Source organism: Methylobacterium sp. 142-1Y, assembly GCF_057747795.1.
In genome coordinates this window covers 306,947-324,072 of sequence record NZ_JBYLEN010000002.1, presented here as the reverse complement: position 1 = coordinate 324,072, position 17,126 = coordinate 306,947, and the positions used below count along the sequence as shown (strand labels likewise).

General features: G+C 74.7%; 9 protein-coding genes. 3 read left to right on the top strand and 6 right to left on the bottom strand.

Annotated features, from left to right (window positions below):
* Nucleotides 1-57: 57 nt before the first annotated feature.
* The gene (locus tag AC3AOF_RS31525) at nt 58-1,878 is read left to right on the top strand and encodes a glycosyltransferase family 9 protein (RefSeq protein ID WP_488349421.1); all 1,821 of its coding nucleotides are present in this window, start codon (nt 58-60) and stop codon (nt 1,876-1,878) included.
* Here the strand turns inward: AC3AOF_RS31525 and AC3AOF_RS31520 are convergent.
* The 4 genes from AC3AOF_RS31520 to AC3AOF_RS31505 all read right to left on the bottom strand — a co-directional run bounded on the left by AC3AOF_RS31520 (nt 1,838) and on the right by AC3AOF_RS31505 (nt 10,351).
* Entirely contained in the window at nt 1,838-3,730 is a 1,893-nt protein-coding gene (locus AC3AOF_RS31520; RefSeq protein ID WP_488349420.1) for a tetratricopeptide repeat protein, read from the bottom strand. The two genes, AC3AOF_RS31525 and AC3AOF_RS31520, sit on opposite strands and share 41 nt — an antisense overlap.
* Nucleotides 3,731-3,740: 10 nt before the next feature.
* Nucleotides 3,741-4,022 (bottom strand): hypothetical protein, encoded by a 282-nt coding sequence (locus AC3AOF_RS31515; RefSeq protein WP_236993407.1) that lies wholly within the window; start codon nt 4,020-4,022, stop codon nt 3,741-3,743.
* A 171-nt stretch (nt 4,023-4,193) separates the two neighbouring features.
* On the bottom strand, nt 4,194-7,307 hold the full coding sequence (locus tag AC3AOF_RS31510) for a tetratricopeptide repeat protein (RefSeq protein ID WP_488349419.1): 3,114 nt from the start codon (nt 7,305-7,307) through the stop codon (nt 4,194-4,196).
* Complete coding sequence (locus AC3AOF_RS31505; RefSeq protein ID WP_488349418.1) at nt 7,304-10,351, bottom strand: glycosyltransferase; 3,048 nt, start codon at nt 10,349-10,351, stop codon at nt 7,304-7,306. Before AC3AOF_RS31505 ends, AC3AOF_RS31510 begins: the two co-directional genes overlap by 4 nt.
* 111 nt (nt 10,352-10,462) lie before the next feature.
* On the opposite strand from AC3AOF_RS31505, the gene AC3AOF_RS31500 reads away from it, so the two are divergent.
* Nucleotides 10,463-13,309, top strand: coding sequence for a glycosyltransferase (locus AC3AOF_RS31500; RefSeq protein ID WP_488349417.1), 2,847 nt, complete (start codon nt 10,463-10,465; stop codon nt 13,307-13,309).
* Between the two features lie 73 nt (nt 13,310-13,382).
* Here AC3AOF_RS31500 and rfaE2 read toward each other — a convergent pair whose 3' ends face one another.
* Nucleotides 13,383-14,825 (bottom strand): D-glycero-beta-D-manno-heptose 1-phosphate adenylyltransferase, encoded by a 1,443-nt coding sequence (rfaE2, locus tag AC3AOF_RS31495; RefSeq protein WP_236993404.1) that lies wholly within the window; start codon nt 14,823-14,825, stop codon nt 13,383-13,385.
* 176 nt (nt 14,826-15,001) lie between these two features.
* On the opposite strand from rfaE2, the gene AC3AOF_RS31490 reads away from it, so the two are divergent.
* Nucleotides 15,002-15,973 carry a UDP-glucuronic acid decarboxylase family protein gene (locus AC3AOF_RS31490; protein WP_236993506.1) on the top strand — a complete coding sequence of 324 codons (972 nt, stop codon included), beginning with the start codon at nt 15,002-15,004 and terminating at the stop codon, nt 15,971-15,973.
* 102 nt (nt 15,974-16,075) lie between these two features.
* Here the strand turns inward: AC3AOF_RS31490 and gmd are convergent, their stop codons facing one another.
* Entirely contained in the window at nt 16,076-17,098 is a 1,023-nt protein-coding gene (gene gmd, locus AC3AOF_RS31485; protein WP_236993403.1) for a GDP-mannose 4,6-dehydratase, read from the bottom strand.
* Between the last annotated feature and the right edge of the window lie 28 nt (nt 17,099-17,126).

Sequence of the window (17,126 nt, the reverse complement as noted above, 5' to 3'; positions counted from 1 at the left end):
GAATAAAGCGCGGAGCCGGGGAAGGCTATGGGCAAGGCGGGCGGGCTTCCGGCTCCGATGGATGCGATCATCGCCGATCTGGGCATCGGCCGCCTCGCCGAGGCCGGACGGGGCTGCCGCGACGCCCTCGCCGCGGCGCCGGAGCGGGCGGAGGCCCTCCACCTCCAGGGGATCTGCCTGCTGCAGGCGGGGAGGCCGGCGGAGGCGGCCGCCTGGATCGCCCGCGCGGTCCGCGTCGCGCCACGCCATCCCGCCTTCCGCCTCGCCCATGCGGCGGCCTTGCGCGCGGCGGGCCGCCTCGCCGAGGCCGAGGGGGAGGCCGTCGCGGCCCTGCGCGTCGCGCCCCGCACGGCGCAGGCCTGGGCCATCCTGGCGAACATCCTCGGCGACGGTGGCCGCCACGCGGAGGCGGCGACCGCGCTGGCGCGGGGGATCGACCTCGATCCGCTCGGCATCGAAGCGCGGCTCGGGCTGGCGCGCCATCTCATCCTGGCGGAGCGGGCGGAGGAGGCCGTCGAGGTCCTCATGACGCTCCTCGGGATGAACCCGGTGCTGGCCGCCGCCTACGGCAATCTCGGCGTCGCCCTCCGGCGCCTCGGCCGCGACGCCGAGGCGGAGGCCGCCTACCGCAACGGTCTCGGCATCGATCCGGACGAGCCGGGCCTCCTCAACAATCTCGGGATCGCCCTGCAGGATCGCGGCGATCACGATGGGGCCGGCCGCTGCCAGCGCCGGATGCTGGCGCTGCGGCCGGCGGATGCGGCGGCCTGGCTGAACCTCGCCCTCGGAGCCCAGCACGGGATGCGCCCGCGTGCGGCCGCCGCCGCCGCCCGCCGGGCGATCCGGATCGATCCCGGGCTGGCCGAGGCCCACACCACCCTGGGCTTCAACCTGCTGATCGAGGGCCGCGACGCGGAGGGCTATGCCGCCTACGAGTGGCGCAGCCGCATGGCCGATTCCCGCGCCGCGCCGGCCTTCGGCTCGCCGCGCTGGACCGGGGGCGACCCGGCGGGGCTGACGCTTCTCGTCCACGAGGAGCAGGGCGCGGGCGACACGCTGCAATTTGCCCGCTACGCCACCCTGCTCGCCGCCCGGGGCGCCCGGGTCGTCCTGGCCTGCAACGCCTACCTCGTCCGGGTCCTCGCCGGGCTGCCGGGCGTCGCGGCGGTGATCCGCTACGGCGATCCGGTCCCGCCGCACGACGCCCACGCCGCGCTGCTGAGCCTTCCCCACCTCATGGGTGTCGCAGGGGAGGATCCGCCGGGTCCGCTTCCCTATCTCGTGGCCGAGCCCGCATTGCGGGCGGCGTGGGCCGGCCGCCTGGCGCGCCAGCCGGGCCTGCGGGTCGGGCTCGTCTGGGCCGGCAACCCGACCTTCAAGGGCGACCGGGTGCGCTCGCCGGGCCTTCCGGCCTTCCTGCCCCTCCTCGACGTGCCGGGCGTGAGCTTCCTGTCCCTGCAGAAGGGGCCGGGCCACGCCCAGCTCGCCGCCTGCCCGGAGGCGGCCGGGCGCCTCGTCGATCTCGGGCCGGACCTCGCGGACTTCGCCGACACCGCCGCGGCGATGAGCGGGCTCGACCTCGTGATCAGCTCCTGCACCGGCCCCGCCCATCTTGCGGGCGCGCTCGGCTGCCCGACCTGGACGATCCTGCCCTTCGCCTGCGACTGGCGCTGGCGGACCCGCGGCGACCTGACGCCCTGGTACCCGAGCATGCGCCTGTTCCGCCAGGAGCGGCGGGGCGACTGGAGCGGCGTGGTCGAACGCGTGCGCGCGGCCCTGGCCGGCCTGCTCGCGGCCCGCGCCCTGGCCTCTCCCGATCGCGCCGGTCCCGGCCGCGTCACGTCCACGGCCGGAATGGGCGGATCCGCCGCGCCTTGAGATCGGGTTCGACGGCGAGGCGCAGGCCGGGATTGAGACGGGCGGCGAGGGCGCTGAAGCCGCTGGCCGCGCTGACGCCGACGATGTCGGCCCGGGACAGGACGTGGAAGTCCTGCAGGTAGTCGAGACCCGGCCAGGGCTCGGCCACGTCCGTCAGCGACAGGGGATCGAACTCGGCGAAATCGGCCCGGACGGCCGCAAGGTCGTCGCTCGCGAGATAGAGAACCGGCCGGTCGAGGGTCGGCCAGAGCTCGCGCAGCCATGACACGTACCAGCCCGCATCGGTGATCGGGTAGCCGCAGGCGACGAAGTCGCCGCGCCGCAGGTGCAGCGCCACCAGGGTGCGGCCGAGAAGCCGCAGCCGCGCCACGACGGGGTCGAGCCGGGACGCGAAGGCGGGCCTGGGCCGCAACCAGGACTGGACCCGCTCCCGCACCGCCTCCGGATAGGCGAACAGGAAGAGCGGGGAGAGCGCATCGCAGCCCGCGAGCGGCGGAAGGTGGGCCTCGCCCAGCACGCCCTCGTTCAGGAGGTGGCGCCCGAAGAGCAGGGGGGCCAGCGGACCGGCCGGGGCGGGATCGTCGAGCGCGAAGAACAGCCCGCCGACCCAGTCCGGCGTCTCCAGCACCAATCCGTGCCGCTCGGCGTAGAGGCGCAGGAGGATGTATTCGAGGACGTTGTGGGCGAAACGGCCGCGCGTGCCCAGCGTGCTCGAGGCGAGGCGGGGCCGGCCGGGATCGGCCGGGGGGCGCAGGAGCGTCTCCCCGCGCTCGTCCAGGGCGAGGCGTAGGGCCGCGACCGAGCGGAGGGTGAAGGTCCAGCCGGCCTCGCCGGCGACGGGCGCGAGGCGGGCATAGGCCGCGGCGGGGCGCCCCTGGGCGAGGTCGGCGGCGGCCAGCGCCGTGCGGCCCTCGCCGGCATGGAGCCGACCGGCGAGCGGCTCGGTCTCGAAGGGCGCGAACAGCGCCCGCAACTCCGGAATCCGATTCTGCGCCAGGAGCAGGCCGGTGAGCTGCTCGACCGCATCCGGCACGGCGGTGCCGGGCAGCGGCAGCGCGGCACGCAGTTCGGCCTCGGCCTCCGACGCGCGGCCGAGATCGGCTAGCGCCGCGGCGATCCGGGTGCGGGCGAGGCCGAGCCCGAGGCGGACGGCCCGCCGGTTGCAGAGCAGGGCTGCTTCGGTCTCGCCGCGGGCGTGGCGGGCGAGCCCGAGATTGTACCAGCATTCCGGGCTGCCGGGAGCGAGGCACACGGCGCGCAGGAGGTGGGCGAGGGAAGCGGCGCGCTCGCCCCGGGCGAGGAGGGCGTTGCCGAGGCTCATCTCCGCCTCCGCATCCGGCCGGAGCGCGCGGGCGCGGCGCAGGGCGAAGAGCGCCGCATCGAGCTCGTCGGCCTCCCGCAGGGCGAGGCCGAGCCCACGCCACGCCTCGGGAGAATCGGGCATCAGGCGCGCCGCGCGCGAGAAGGCGGCGACGGCGGCCGTGCCTTGCCCGGGGCCGCCCTGCGCCAGGAGGGTGCCGAGACGCAGCCAGGTCGGGCCGTGGTCGGGGGCCTGATGCAGTAGGCCCCGTGCATCCGCGGTCGCCTCGTCCCGGCGGCCGGCGGCGGAGAGCAGGACGACCCGGCTCTGCCGCGCCTCGACGAGGCCGGGCGCGAGCCGCAGCGCCCGGCCGATCCAGTCGAGGCCCGGGTCGAGCCGTCCCGCCTGCGCCGTCGCCACCCCGAGCATGTGCCAGGCCTCGGGCAGGCCGGGCTCGGCGGCGAGGGCATGGCGGTAGCGGGTGGCGGCTTCCGCCGGGGCGCCGACCCGGTGTCGGGCGAGCCCCGCGTCGAACAGGGCCCGGCCGGTCACGGGCGCGCCCTCAGGGCAGGGGCTCGGCGGAGAGATCGACCGGCCCGTGCCGGAACGGGATCCAATCCTTGTGGTCGGCCCGGAATTGCAGGCCGTAGGGCGAGTTCAGGAAGATGCGGCCCTTGGCGACGCCCTCCTCGCCGAGGGTGCGGGCCTGGTCGACCAGGGGAGAGGGGGCGAGGATCTTCTCCCACAGCTCCGGGAACGGGACCTCGCGGCCGGCCTTGCTCACGTAGTCGCGGATCGCGTCGCTCAGCTCCCAGCTGTCCTCGACCATCCTGAAGTAGTCCACGGCCACCCTCCTCCGGACGTGCCTGTCGCATTTCCCGACGCGGCGGAGACCGGTCCGTCTCGGAAAATGCGGAAAAATCAATTACCTAGCGCCGCGCACGATTGCAACGCGATCGGCGCCGCTCCCGCGCGGGAGGTTCGATCCCCGTCGCGCCCCGGGGCCCGGGACGTATCAGGGCAGACGGTCGGAGGCCAGCCGGCGCAGGGCGTCGGCGGCCCGGGCGAAGACCGGCTCCCAGGCCCGGTCGCGCCCCTGCCGGAACAGGCGCATGGTCGGGTACCAGGGCGTCGCGTCGCCGGAATGGCCGTAGATCCAGTAGGGCACGTGCTGCACGAGGTTCCAGACCGGACGCCCGAGGGCGCCCGCCAGATGGGCGACGGCGCTGTCGGTCATCACCACGAGGTCGAGCCGCGCGACCACGGCGGCGGTGTCGGCGAAATCGTCGAGATGAGGGCCGAGGGGCGTGACGAGGCGTGCGAGGGCGCCGTCCAGCTCGGCCGCCGGCCCGCCCTTCTGCAGGCTGTAGAGGCGCACGCCCGGAATCTCGGAAAAGCGCAGGAAGGGGGCGAGCCGGGTCGCCCGCAGGTGGTTCTCGCCGAAGCTCTCCCGCCCCGACCAGACGATCCCGACCCGGAAGGTGCCGTCGGCAGGCCCGAGCAGGGAATGGGCCTTGCGCTGCGCCGCCTCCGGCAGGGTCGGGCGGACGGGAGGCGGCACCGTCCCGGCCCGCGTTCCGAACAGCCCGGCGAGGCTCATCTGCGAGATCTGGACGTCGAAGGCCGGATGCCGGGCGCCGGGATCGACGAGCGCCGCCACCGGCAGGCCGGCGAGGATCCGGCGCAGCTCGGGATGGCATTCGAGGATCACGCGCCCGCCGCGCTCGGCCACCAGCGGCACGTAGCGCGCCGCCAGGAGGGCATCGCCGAATCCCTGTTCCACCGTGATCAGGAGGGTGCGGCCGGCCAGGTCGCCGCCGTCCCAGCGGGGGCCGTGCAGGATGCGGTTGCGATAGGTCGGAATGCCGAAGCGCGCCTCGTAGTCGCGCAGGCCTCCCTCGTAGTCGCCGATCTGGAGCCGTGCGAGCGCGCGCTCCCAGATCAGGTCCGCCGTCGCGGGCGCGAGGGCGGCCGCGCGCTCCAGCAGCGCCAGCGCGTCCGTGAAGGCGCCGGACTGGCGCAGGGTGATGGCGGCGTTGAAGATCAGGGTCGGGTCCTCCGGGGCGAGGCGGAGCGCCTGCTCGTGCGCCGCCGCCGCCTCGTCGAGCCGCCCGCCATCGCGCAGGGCGTTGCCGAGGTTGGACCAGATCGCGGCGCGCTCCGGCGCCCGCTCCAGGGCACGCCGATGGAAGGCGATGGCGGCCTCGTGGCGCCCGGCCCGGCGCTGCAGCACGCCGAGGACGCTCAGGGCACCGGGATCGGCCGGGTCGGCCGCCAGGGCCGCTTCTGCCTGCGCCAGAAGTTGGTCGTCGGAGCATCGGTCATCGGCGCGCTGATCGTTCGGGCGCAGCTCCTCCGCGACGCGCCCGTCCCGTGTTTCGTGCCTCTCCGCCTCGGAGCCGGGCTCCGGCCGCAGGTCCCGCAGCGGCAGCGCACCGGGTGTCGCCGCGGCCGCGAGGGCGGCCCGGACCTCCGCCGCGACGGGTGCCCAGGCGCCGGGCCGCGGTTGACGGAACAGGCGCATGGTCGGGTACCAGGGCGTCGTCTCGCCCTGCCTGCCCCAGCGCCAGTCGGGCGCGAAGGCGACGAGGTTCCAGACCGGGCAGCCGAGTGCGCCCGCGAGGTGGGCGGGCGCGGTGCAGCAGGTGATCACGAGGTCGAGCGCCGCCATCGCGGCCGCGGTGTCGGCGAGATCGGTGAGGTCGGGCCCGAGATCGAGGCAATCCGGCGGCAGCGGCACCTGCCCGAGATCGGTGCGGCCCGGTCCGGCCTGCAGCACCACCGTCTGCACGCCGGGCACGTCGAGCAGGTCCGCCAGCGCCGCGAGGCCGGGCGAGCGGCGCGCGTCGTCCGGATGCCCGGGGTTGCCCGCCCAGACGAGGCCGACCCGGAAGGGCCGGCCGGGCACAGACCCGGTGGCGAGCCGGGCGCGCCAGCGGGCCGCGAGGGCCGGCTCGACGCCCAGATAGGGCACGATGCCGGGGGTCGTGCCGGCCTCCGGCCCGAGGAGATGGGGCAGGCTGAGCAGGGGCGCCTGCGCGTCGTGGGGCGGTGCTGCGCCGTCGAGGCCGGTCACGGCCTCGAGATCCGGCATCGTCGAGAACAGGCGCCGCAGGGCCGGTCCGCAGGCGGCGATCACCCGCGCGCCGCGCCGCCGCAGGGCCCGAGCGTAGCGGACGAACTGGATCGCGTCGCCGAGGCCCTGCTCCTCGCGGATCAGGATCGTGCGGCCTGCCGGATCGTCGCCGGTCCAGTCCGGCGCCTCCGATGCCCGGCCGGCCTCCCACCCCGGCAGGCGCCGGCGCCACTCGTAGGTCCGGAAGCCCGCCTCCAGCGCCCCGCGGGCGAGCTGGACGAAGGCCAGGACGAGATGGGCCGGGGCATGGTCCGGATCCCGGGAGAGGACCGCCCGGCAGAGCGCCTCGGCCTCGCCATCGCGCCCCTGTCCGGCGAGGAAGCCGGCCAGATCGACGAGGCCCCGGGGCGCATCGCCACCGAGCGCCGCCGCCCGGCGCAGCCACAGCTCGGCCTCCGCTTCCCGGCCCGGCATCCGGGCGAGGACGGAGCCCGCATTGCCGAGGAGCGCCGGATCGGACGGCATGAGCACGAGGGCCCGGCGAAGGGCGGCCTCCGCCGCGGCGTGGCGTCCGAGAGTCTTGCGCAGGATGCCCAGGTTGCTCGGGCTGCGCCAATCCTCCGGGTAGCGCCGGACGAAGGCAGCGAGTTCCGGCTCGGCCTCGGCGGGGCGTCCCGCCCGCATCAGCGCCTCGACGAGGTCGAGGCGGGCCTTCCCGTCATCCGGCGACAGGGCGAGACGGCGGCGCAGCACGATCACGGCGTCGGTCTCGTCCCCGCGGTCCGGAGCGGGCGAGGCGCGGTCGCTCGGCGCCGGGGGCTCGGCCGTCACCGCTTCCGGCGAGGGGAGGGCCGTCGATCGGTCCCGCGACCGCGCCTGCCGGGCGAGGGCCGCGTCCAGGTTCCCGAGCAGGCCGGTCGCCTCGGCGCAATGCGGATCGGCCGCGAGGACGGCTTGGCAGGCGGTGCGGGCCGCGTCGAGGCGGCCGGCCGACGCATGCGCGCGGGCGGCGTCGAGGACGGCGTCGCGGGCGCGCCGGGCGGCCTGCGTCACGACCCTGCCTCCTGCGGACAGAGCCAGCCGCGCCGCCGGTACCGGTCGAGATCCGCCCGCACGCTCGCCGGGAAGCCGGCATCCACCGGCACCCGGGCGAGGTCGCGCCACATACCCGGGACGAGCCCGGCCGAGGGCCGTCCGTCGGCGTAGAACCGGGCGAGGCGGGCGCGGTTGGCGGCCGTGTCGCGATCGAACCCGACGGCCATCTCCCGATGGGCATAGGCCCGCATCTTCGCCTCGAAGCGCTCGATCCCGCCGATCCAGGTGAAGTGCCAGCCGGCCTCCGCCACCGGCCGGCCGAGCCCCTGCTTGACGAGGTAGCGGGCATGGTTCGGCCCGATCCGGCGGATCAGCGACCAGGGCGCCGCCGCGACCGAGAGCCACGGCTCGGCGGCGGCGAGGTCGAGGAAGTACAGGCGCATGGCGAGGCGCGGGGCGAACAGGTCCCCGGGAGCCGTGCGCAGGGCCGCCACCACCTCGGGCCGCAGGATCTCGTCCACGTCGCTGACGAGGACGAGGTCGTCGGGATCCGCCCCGGCGAGGCCCCGGGCGATGGCGTCGCGCTGATGCGCCTCGCGCCGCCATGCGAAGCCGCCCGGATCGTCCTCCACCACCACGTGCACGATGCGGTCGGCATGGGCGGCGAAGCGGGCCCGGTTCTCGGCGAAGTGCAGGGGCTTTTGCAGGCCGGCATGGGTGTGGCGCGCCTCGACGAGGACGAAGCGGTCGACGGCCGGCCCCATCTCGGCGAGACGCAGTTCCAGCATGTCGAGTTCGTCGTTGAACGAGAAGCAATCGTAGACCCGGCGCCCGGCCGGGGGCGCCGGGCGCGCCACGTGCGGTTCCGCCGTGAAGCCGAGCCAGGCCGAGAAGCCCCGCAGGGTTCCCCAGACCCGGCTGCGGATATCCTCGCCGATGGGGTCGAGGTCGAGCATCCCGTCGACCGTCGCGATCAGCCGGGCGGCCTCGGCGCGCCAGCCCGGCCCCGCCTGGCCCCGCTGGCCCGCCTGCAGCAGGGTCTCCAGCGCGTCGAGCATCTGGAACTGCGCCTGGGCCAGACCCGCGGCGACCCGCGCCTCGGCCACCGCGGCACCGCCGGCCGCGCCCGCGCGCCGCAGGAGCGGCAGCGCCGCATCGGGCTCGCCGAGACGCAGGCGCCGCCGGCCGAGGCCGCCGGCCAGGAGGGAGGCGGCCGTTCCCGGATCGGCCGCCTCCGCGACGGCCTCGGCGGTCTCCGCGAGCAGGCCCGGATCGTCGCCGAGCGCGCCGACGAGGCCGGCGAGGCGGCGGAGCCGGTCGACGATCGCGGCCCGGCCCGGAGCCCCGGAGACGGCCTCGTCACCGAGCCCCGTGCGGGCGAGGTCCGCCTCGGCGGCCGCGATGCAGCCCGCCGCGAGAGCGCGGGTCCCGGGCTCGGCGACGAGGTCCGCGGGTCCGAGCGCGAGGGCGCGGTCGAGTTGCGCCAGGGCCTCGTCGTGCCGGCCGAGGGCGCTCTGCGCCCAGGCGACCGCGAGGTGCGGGCCGGCCTCGCCGGGCCGGTGCCGGATCAGGATCCTCCCTGCGCGCAGGACGGTGGCATGGTCACCGGGGCGGGCGGCCTCCCGCATCAGGGCGCGGGCGAGGTCCGCCGCGCCCCCGAGGCCGGCGATCCCGTCGATCTGCTCGAGGGCGTCCGCGCGCTCGGGCAGCGGCGTGCCATCGATCCCCTCGGCGATCGCCCGGCCGAGCGGCGCGAGGTCCCGGTCGATCCGCGCGCCGAGGGCCGCGGCGCGCCGCAGGCGCCGCGCGCCCGCCGCCCAGCGCGCCGCCGCCAGGTCGGCGCGGGCGAGCGCCAGCACCGCCCCCGCCTCGGCCGGGTCGTCGGCGATCCGGCGGGCTGCGAGACGGCCGCCCTGGTCCGGGTCGCCGCGCTCGGGCCCATCCCCCTTTTCGCCGGCGAGTTCGCGGAACCAGGCCGCCCAGGCGGCGGCGCGCACCGGCCAGGTCGCCGTCGCCAGGATCTGCTCCGCCTGCTCGCGCTGCCGGCGCGCGGTGCCGGCCGGGTCGTCCCTCCGCCGCGACAGGACCGCCACCATGCGCTCCGCGTAGAGCGCGGCATGGGCGGCCGGGTCGTCGGGGACCGGCGTCAGATGGGCAAACCCCATGCCGGTCTCGGGCAGCGCGCCTAGCCGGCTCGTCACCGTGAGGCAGCCCGCCGCGAGCGCCTCCATCACGGCGATGCAGGAGGTCTCGGGGAAGCGATTCAGGTAGGCGAGGGCGGTGACGTCGCGCAGCTCCTCCGCAAGATCTCCCTGCGGGACCGCGCCGCGGTAATCGACGCCCTCGGCGGTCCGGCAGCGCGCATACAGGGTCTGGTAGGGATCGGCCTCGCCGGTGATCTGATAGGGGGCGAGGCTCGCGTAGATGCGAAGGACCGTGCCCGGCAGGGCGGCGCGGATCCGCGGCAGGCTGTCGAGGAGCACGTCGAGGCCGCGATAGGGCGTGCTGGTATAGGCGAGGATCGGGGGCCACGGCCGCGCCGCGAGATCCCGCTCGCTCTCCGGCCTCGCGGCGAAGGCCGGGGTCACGGCGTTGCGCAGGGTGCGGCAGCGCTCCGGCGGCAGGCCGAAACGGGTGAGATAGGCCTGCCGCTGCCAGTCGCTGACGAACGCGAAGGCGTTCCAGCCCGTGCGCTGGGCCGGGTCGTGCAGCCCGCGCATCGCCGGCTCGTCGGCCGCGTGCTGCGTCCACAGGATCAGCCGCACGGCGGTGCCGAGCCGGGCGCGCAAGGTCGCGAGCAGGGATGCGTCGGTGCCGTTGAGCACGACCACGACCGAAACGCCCGAGAGATCCGCGAGGGACAGGGCCCGGGTCGAGAGCACCCGCACGCCGTGCACATGTCCGGGCCGGTCGGTCGCCGTCGCCACGGTCACGTCGAGCCCGTCGCGCGCGAGCTGCACGGCGAGATGGCAGAGGGCGGATTGCGAGCCGCCGAGGGGCGCGGCTTCGGGCGTCGCAGGCGTATAGGCCATCGCGCCCGGATCGACGAAGGCGACCCGCATCACCGGCCGCCCGTCGTCCCGCGCGCCCGAAACATGCTAGAGCCGCGCCCGCAGGACCCGTCCGGACGGCCGGGTGCCGCAGGCGGGACGAAGCGAAGGGGGGACCGCACGGTGGCGGCCCCGAAGGCGATTGGCGACATGGACCTCGATCCGGCGGCAAAGGCGCGCGACCTGCTTCTCGATCCGGCCGACGCGACCGCCCTGCAATACCTCGGTCTCGCCGCCCGCGAGAAGGGGGATGGCCTGCGCGCCCTCCGCCTGTTCGCGCGGGCGCACCGCCTGCACGGCAACCGGGAGATCGTCCGCCGGCAGAGCGACGGTGCGCTCCACCTCGCCCTGAACGCGGCCATCGACCTGATCAACAAAGGTGCGATCGACCAGGCGCTCGACCAGCTCGCCCGGACCGCCGAGATCGTGCCGGTCGAGGGCGACCTCGCCCGCCTGCTCGCCACCGTCCGGTTCATCCGCGGCGAGGATGCGGAGGCGGCCCGCCTGCGGGCATTGCTGCCGCCGGACGCGGGCGGGCTCGACGTCGCCGTCGACGGGCTCGCCGCGCGGGCCCGCGAGGAGGCCTGTCTCGGCACCGTGGTCATCCCGGCGTTCCGGGCCGAGGCCACGATCGGGCGCGCCCTCGACAGCGTGGCGGGTGCGGTCGCGCGGCTGCGCGCCGCGCCCGGCCGGGCGGAGGCCGGAATCCATGTCTGCGTCGTGGACGACGCGTCGCCCGACGACACGGCCGGCGCGGTGCTCCGCTGGGCCCGGGCCAACCCGGACCAGAGCCTCGCCCTCACCGTGCTGAGCCGGAACGGGGGCGCCGGCGCGGCGCGCAACCTCGGCGCGGCCGGGGGGAGGGGGGAGGTGCTGTGGTTTCTCGATGCCGACGACACGTTCCTCGCCGACCATCTCCTCGTCACCCTGACGGTCCTGGAGAACCGGCCGGATGCGGGCTTCGTCCGCACCGGCATCGTCTTCGACGCCATCGATGCCGAGATCACGCCGGTCTGGCGCGAGGCCTCGGAGCGGACCTATCCCTGCAACATCGCCGTCCGCCGGGCCTGCCACCGCGCGACCGGCGGCTTTCCCGACGAGCCCCCGTTCCGGCCGGCGGTCGCGGAAGACGTCGGCTACAGCCGCGTCCTGCACGCCCTGTTCACGGGCGTGCAGGTCTCGACCCGCACGGTCCGCTACACGTTGCGGCCCGGCAACGCCTTCGACCGGCAGCGCGCAGCGATGACGAGCGGGCGCCCGCCCGGCGCCGGCGCGCGGCCGGATCCGCGCTTCCAGGCGATCGGCCTGCTGACCGAGCGGCGTCTCTACGCTCTCGGACGCGACAGGCGGCGCGGGGCCACCGCCTCCGGGACGGCCGACGCCCTCCTGCGCCGGCTGCTCGACGCGCCGGCGGGTGCGCCCGCGGGCGTCGAGGACCTGGCGGATCTCTGGCTCGGTCGCGGCGAGGCGGCGCGGGCCGAAGCGCTTCTGCGGGCGGCCGCGCCCCTGGGGCCGGATGACGGGCGGCTCGATCGGGCCCTTGCCCGAACCCTCGCGGCTTCGGGCCGGCCGGCCGCCGCCGCCTTGCGGCGTGCCCTCGTCCGCGAGCCCGCCGACGCGGCGACGTGGTTCGCCCGCGGCCTCGATGCCTACCGGTCGCAGGAGACGGAGCAGGCCCTGCGCGCCTTCCGGCGCACCGCATCGCTCGCGCCGGCCACCGCGGCCGCGGTCTCGAATATCGGCAGCCTGCTGATGGAGAGCGGCGAGGCCGCCGGCGCCCGGCGCGCCACCCGGCGCGCCCTGCTGCTCCAGCCCGACCTCGCCGCGAGCCTGCTGCATCTCGGCCGGGCCGAGGCGCGTCTCGGCGCGCCGGAGCGGGCGGCGTCCTGGCTCGCGCGGGCGGACCGGCTCGCGCCCGGCCGCACCGACATCGCCCTCGCGCAGGCCGAGATCAGCCTCTCCTGCGGCGACGCCGCGGCGGCGGCCTCCCGCGCCCGGCGCGTCCTGCTCCTCGATCCGGCCAGCTACGAGGCGCACGCTCTCCGGGCGCGCGCCCGAGAGGCGACGGCACGGCCGGAGGCGGCCCTCGTCGCCTGGGATCGGGCCGCCCGGTGCAACCCGGCCTACGGCGAGGCCTTCACCCGCCGGGCGATGCTCCGGCTCGCCGCGCGCTGGGGCGCGCCCCCGGCGCCGGCCCGGCCCGGCCCGCAGGGCCGGCGCCTCGCCGTGGGGCGGCTCGGGCTCGACGGACGGTTCGGCAACCAGATCCTCCAGTACGGCTTCCCGCGCCTCTATGCGCAGCGGCACGGCCTCGTGCTCGAGGCGCCGCCCTGGCTCGGGCAGCACCTGTTCGACCGGGACGACCCACCCCTCGGGCCGATCCTGCCGCGCCGGGCCGGGGATGCCGCGGCCCTCGCGGCGGACCGGGACGGCGCCTATGCCGAACAGGACGTCGCCGGCTATTTCTGCGGCGATCCCGGCGGCTGGGCCGGGGAGCGGGATCGGTTCCGGGCCCTCTTCGCACCCGGCCGAAACCTGCGCGCCCTGGCCGAGGCGATCGGCCGGCGCCTCTCGGGCGGGACGCTGGTGGCGATCCACCTGCGACGCGGCGATTACGGCTGGGGCCGTTTCTGGATCGCACCGGAGGCCTGGTACCTGCACTGGCTCGACGCGCTCTGGCCTTCTCTCGACCGTCCGGTCCTCTACCTCGCCACCGACGCGCCCGGCCTCGCCCAGGCCTTCGCCGTCTACCGGCCGCTCACCGCAAGCGATCTGCCGGCGGGACCGGACGGCGCCGAGTTCTTTCCCGATTTCCATGCGCTCTGCCTGGCCGACCGGCTGGCGACCTCGAACAGCACCTTCTCGGGCACGGCGGCCCTTCTGAACCCCCGTGCCACGTGCTGGCGTCCGGACCGGAGCCGCGGCGGCCTCGTCGCCTACGATCCCTGGCACAGCCCGATCCTGCTGTGAGGGAGCCTTGCGTGAGGGAGCCTTGCGTGAGGGAGCCTTGCGTGAGGGAGCCTTGCGTGAGGGAGCCTTGGGGTCAGGTCCTGATCCGCTCCATCGTGGCGGTCGAGGAATGCCCCGCGTGGAAGACGGTGGTGACGACGCGCCCGCCCCGCGCCCGCACGATATCGGCGCCGACGATGTCGCTGCCGGCGTAATCGCCGCCTTTCACCAGGACGTCCGGCGCGATTCGGGCGACGAGGGCGCGCGGCGTGTCCTCCTCGAAGCCCACGACGCAGTCGACCGCGGCGAGGGCGGCCAGCACCTCGGCGCGGTCGGCCAGGGTGTTGACCGGGCGCTCGGGACCTTTCAACCGCGCGACGGAGGCGTCGCTGTTCACTCCCACGACCAGGAGGTCGCCCTCGGCGCGGGCTGCCCGCAGCATGCGCACGTGGCCGGGATGCAGGATGTCGAAGCACCCGTTGGTGAAGACGACCCGCCCCCCGGCCGCGCGGCAGCGCCGGACCCGGTCCAGGGTCGCCTCGAGCGTCATCGGTACCGGGATACCGGGCAGCCCGCTGCCGCTCAGGTCGCTCCCGCCCAGCCGCCCGGCGATGTCGCGGGCGGTGACGACGTAGGTGCCCGCATGCGAGACGGCGATGCCCGCCGCGATATTGGCGAGATCCACCGCGCGGTCGAGCTCCTCGCCCGCGCAGAACGCGACGGCGAGCGCCGCGAGCACGGTGTCGCCCGCCCCCGACACGTCGTAGACCTCCAGTGCCCGGGTCGGATGGCGGCGCACCCGTCCGTCCGCCGAGACCGTGATCATGCCGGCCGGACCGTTCGTGAGCACGAGGTGGTCGATTCCATGCGTCCGGATCGCCGCCAGCGCGTGGGCCGGCAGATCCGCGTCCGAGCAGGCACCGAACAGGAGCCGGTACTCGGCGCCGTTCGGCTTGAGCACGTGGGTGCCGCGGTAGCGCTCGGCTCCGGCCGTCTTCGGATCCACCAGCACCCGCACGCCCCTTGCCCGCGCGAGGGCGATGAGCCGGGCGATCGGCTCCAGGACGCCCTTGCCGTAATCGGACAGCACCACCATCCCGACCCGGTCGAGCGCCAGGGCGAAGCGACGCTCCAGTTCGGCGAGGGTCTCGGGGTCGACCCCGCCCTCCCGGTCGACCCGGGCGATCTGGTGCTGCCGCCCGGAGACGATACGCGTCTTCTCGGTGGTCACGCCGGTCCGGCCGACCACGAGGTCGGTCGTCAGTCCGGGGACGGCGAGGAGGTCGGCCAGCTCCCGGTGACGATCGTCGTCCCCGACCACAGCGAGGAGCTCGCACGTCCCGCCCATGGCCGCGATGTTGGCCGCCACGTTCGCGGCTCCGCCCGCCCGCACCGTGGAATCGCGGGTCAGGAGGACCGGCACCGGTGCCTCGGGCGAGATGCGGGTGACCTCACCGTAGACGTAGCGGTCGATCATCGCATCGCCGACCACGAGGATCTGCCGCGACGCAGCGGTCGCGTTCGGGAAAGTCGTCACCGCTGCCCGCTCCGTTCCATCATCCTCCGAGTCATGTCGCGCTTGATAGCGGCCGGAGATCCGGGATGAAAGGGCGCTGCCACTCGCCCGGAAGCGAGGCTGAACCCCGTTCCGGCTTCCCGCCGCAGGCAACGGCGCCATGCTCGGATCAAGGCTACTCGGCAAGGATCACGTCGATGCATCGCAAGAGTCGCAAAAAGATCATGGTTGCCGGTGGCGCCGGATTCCTGGGATCCCACCTCTGCGAGCGGCTGACGGCCCAAGGACATGACGTTCTGTGTGTCGACAATTTCATCACCGGCGCGCGCGACAACCTGGATACCCTGCTGTCGGAACCAGGCTTCACGCTCATGCATCACGATGTGACGGAGCCGCTTTCGGTCGATGTCGACGAGATCTACAATCTGGCATGCCCCGCCTCGCCGATCCATTACCAGCGTGATCCCGTACGGACCACGAAGACCAGCATTCTCGGGGCGATCAACATGCTGGACCTGGCCAGGCGAAACGACGCGAGGGTGCTCCAGGCCTCGACCTCGGAGGTCTACGGAGACCCCGAGGTGCATCCTCAGCCGGAGGAATACCGGGGGCGCGTGAACCCGATCGGCTTGCGCTCGTGCTACGACGAGGGCAAGCGCTGCGCCGAGACCCTGTTCTTCGACTACCATCGCCAGCATGGACTGGCGATCAAGGTCGTGCGCATCTTCAACACCTACGGTCCGCGCATGCACCCGAATGACGGGCGCGTGGTGTCGAACCTGATCGTGCAGGCCCTGCGCGGCGAGAGCATCACGCTCTACGGCGACGGCCAGCAGACGCGCTCGTTCTGCTACGTCGACGATCTGATCGAGGCGATGATGCGGATGATGCGGACCGGCCCGGAGATCACCGGCCCGATCAACATCGGCAATCCGAGCGAGTGCACGATCCGGCAAATGGCGCAGATCGTGCTCGACGTCACCGGGTCGTCCTCGACGCTGGTCCACCTCCCGCTGCCGCCGGACGACCCCAAGCAGCGCTGCCCCGACATCACCAGGGCCAGGGAGATCCTCGAATGGGAGCCGACCGTGGCCCTGCGCCAAGGCATCGAGAAGACGGTCGCGTATTTCGATCGGATTCTCGCCGATCGCGGGTCGGCGCGGTCATAGCGGGCGACCGTCATGCATGTCCGAACCGTGCAAACGGTTCCTTGAGGATCCAGGCCTGATCCAGATCGTACCCGTGCGGACGGTCTCGCGCTCCGCTTCATGTCACCCTGCGCCGGGACGGGCCGGATCCGGCCACGAAGACGGAGCCTGCGCTTCGCCCGACAGGCGCCGCAGGTCCGCCTCGACCATCTCGTGGATCGTCGCCTCGAGCGTGACCTCGGGCTTCCAGCCGAGCCGGGTCCGGGCCTTGGATGCGTCGCCCTGCAGGGCGTCGACCTCGGCGGGCCGGAACAGAACCGGGTCGATCACGAGGTGGCGCTCCATGTCGAGGCCGGCACAGTCGAAAGCGATCCTGCACATCTCCCGCACGGTGAAGATCCGCCCCGTGGCAATCACGTAGTCGTCGGGGACGTCCTGCTGCAGCATCAGCCACATGGCCCTCACGTAATCGCGCGCGTGCCCCCAGTCGCGCGCGGCATCGATGTTGCCGAGCCGCAGCTCGGTCGCCAGGCCGAGCTTGATCCGTGCCACCGCGTCCGTGACCTTCCGGGTGACGAACTGGATTCCGCGCAGCGGGCTCTCGTGATTGAACAGAATCCCGCTCGATGCATGCAGGCCGAAGCTCTCGCGGTAGTTCACGGTCATCCAGTGCGCGTAGACCTTGGCCGCCGCGTAAGGCGAGCGTGGATAGAACGGCGTCGTCTCGGTCTGCGGCGACTCGCGAACGCGGCCGAACATCTCCGAGGAGGAGGGTTGGCAGATCCGCGCCTCCGGCCGCTCGGTCCGCACCGCCTCCAGCACGCCGACGCAGCCGAGGGCGGTCACGCCGCCGGTGAGCAGGGGCTGCTGCCACGAGGTCATCACGAAGGATTGCGCCGCGAGGTTGTAGACTTCGTCCGGCCGCACCGTCCGGACCGCGCGGAGGAGGCTCGACAGGTCGGTCACGTCGCCGTCGACGAGCTGCACCGCGTCGGCGATGCCGAGCCAGCGGAGGCGGGCATCGTTGATGTCCATGCTGCTGGAGCGGCGCACGAGGCCGTGAACGGCGTAGCCCTTCTCGAGGAGGAGCTGGGCCAGATAGGCGCCGTCCTGGCCGGTGACGCCGGTGATCAGAGCTGTCTTCATGCGGTGCGCGTCGGCGGCTGGAAACGTG

Coding starts and splice junctions, on each gene's coding strand:
- AC3AOF_RS31525 (WP_488349421.1), top strand. CDS start 58: ATGGATGCGATCATCGCCGATCTGGGCATCGGCCGCCTCGCCGAGGCC.
- AC3AOF_RS31505 (WP_488349418.1), bottom strand. CDS start 10,351: ATGCGGGTCGCCTTCGTCGATCCGGGCGCGATGGCCTATACGCCTGCG.
- AC3AOF_RS31490 (WP_236993506.1), top strand. CDS start 15,002: ATGCATCGCAAGAGTCGCAAAAAGATCATGGTTGCCGGTGGCGCCGGA.
- gmd (WP_236993403.1), bottom strand. CDS start 17,098: ATGAAGACAGCTCTGATCACCGGCGTCACCGGCCAGGACGGCGCCTAT.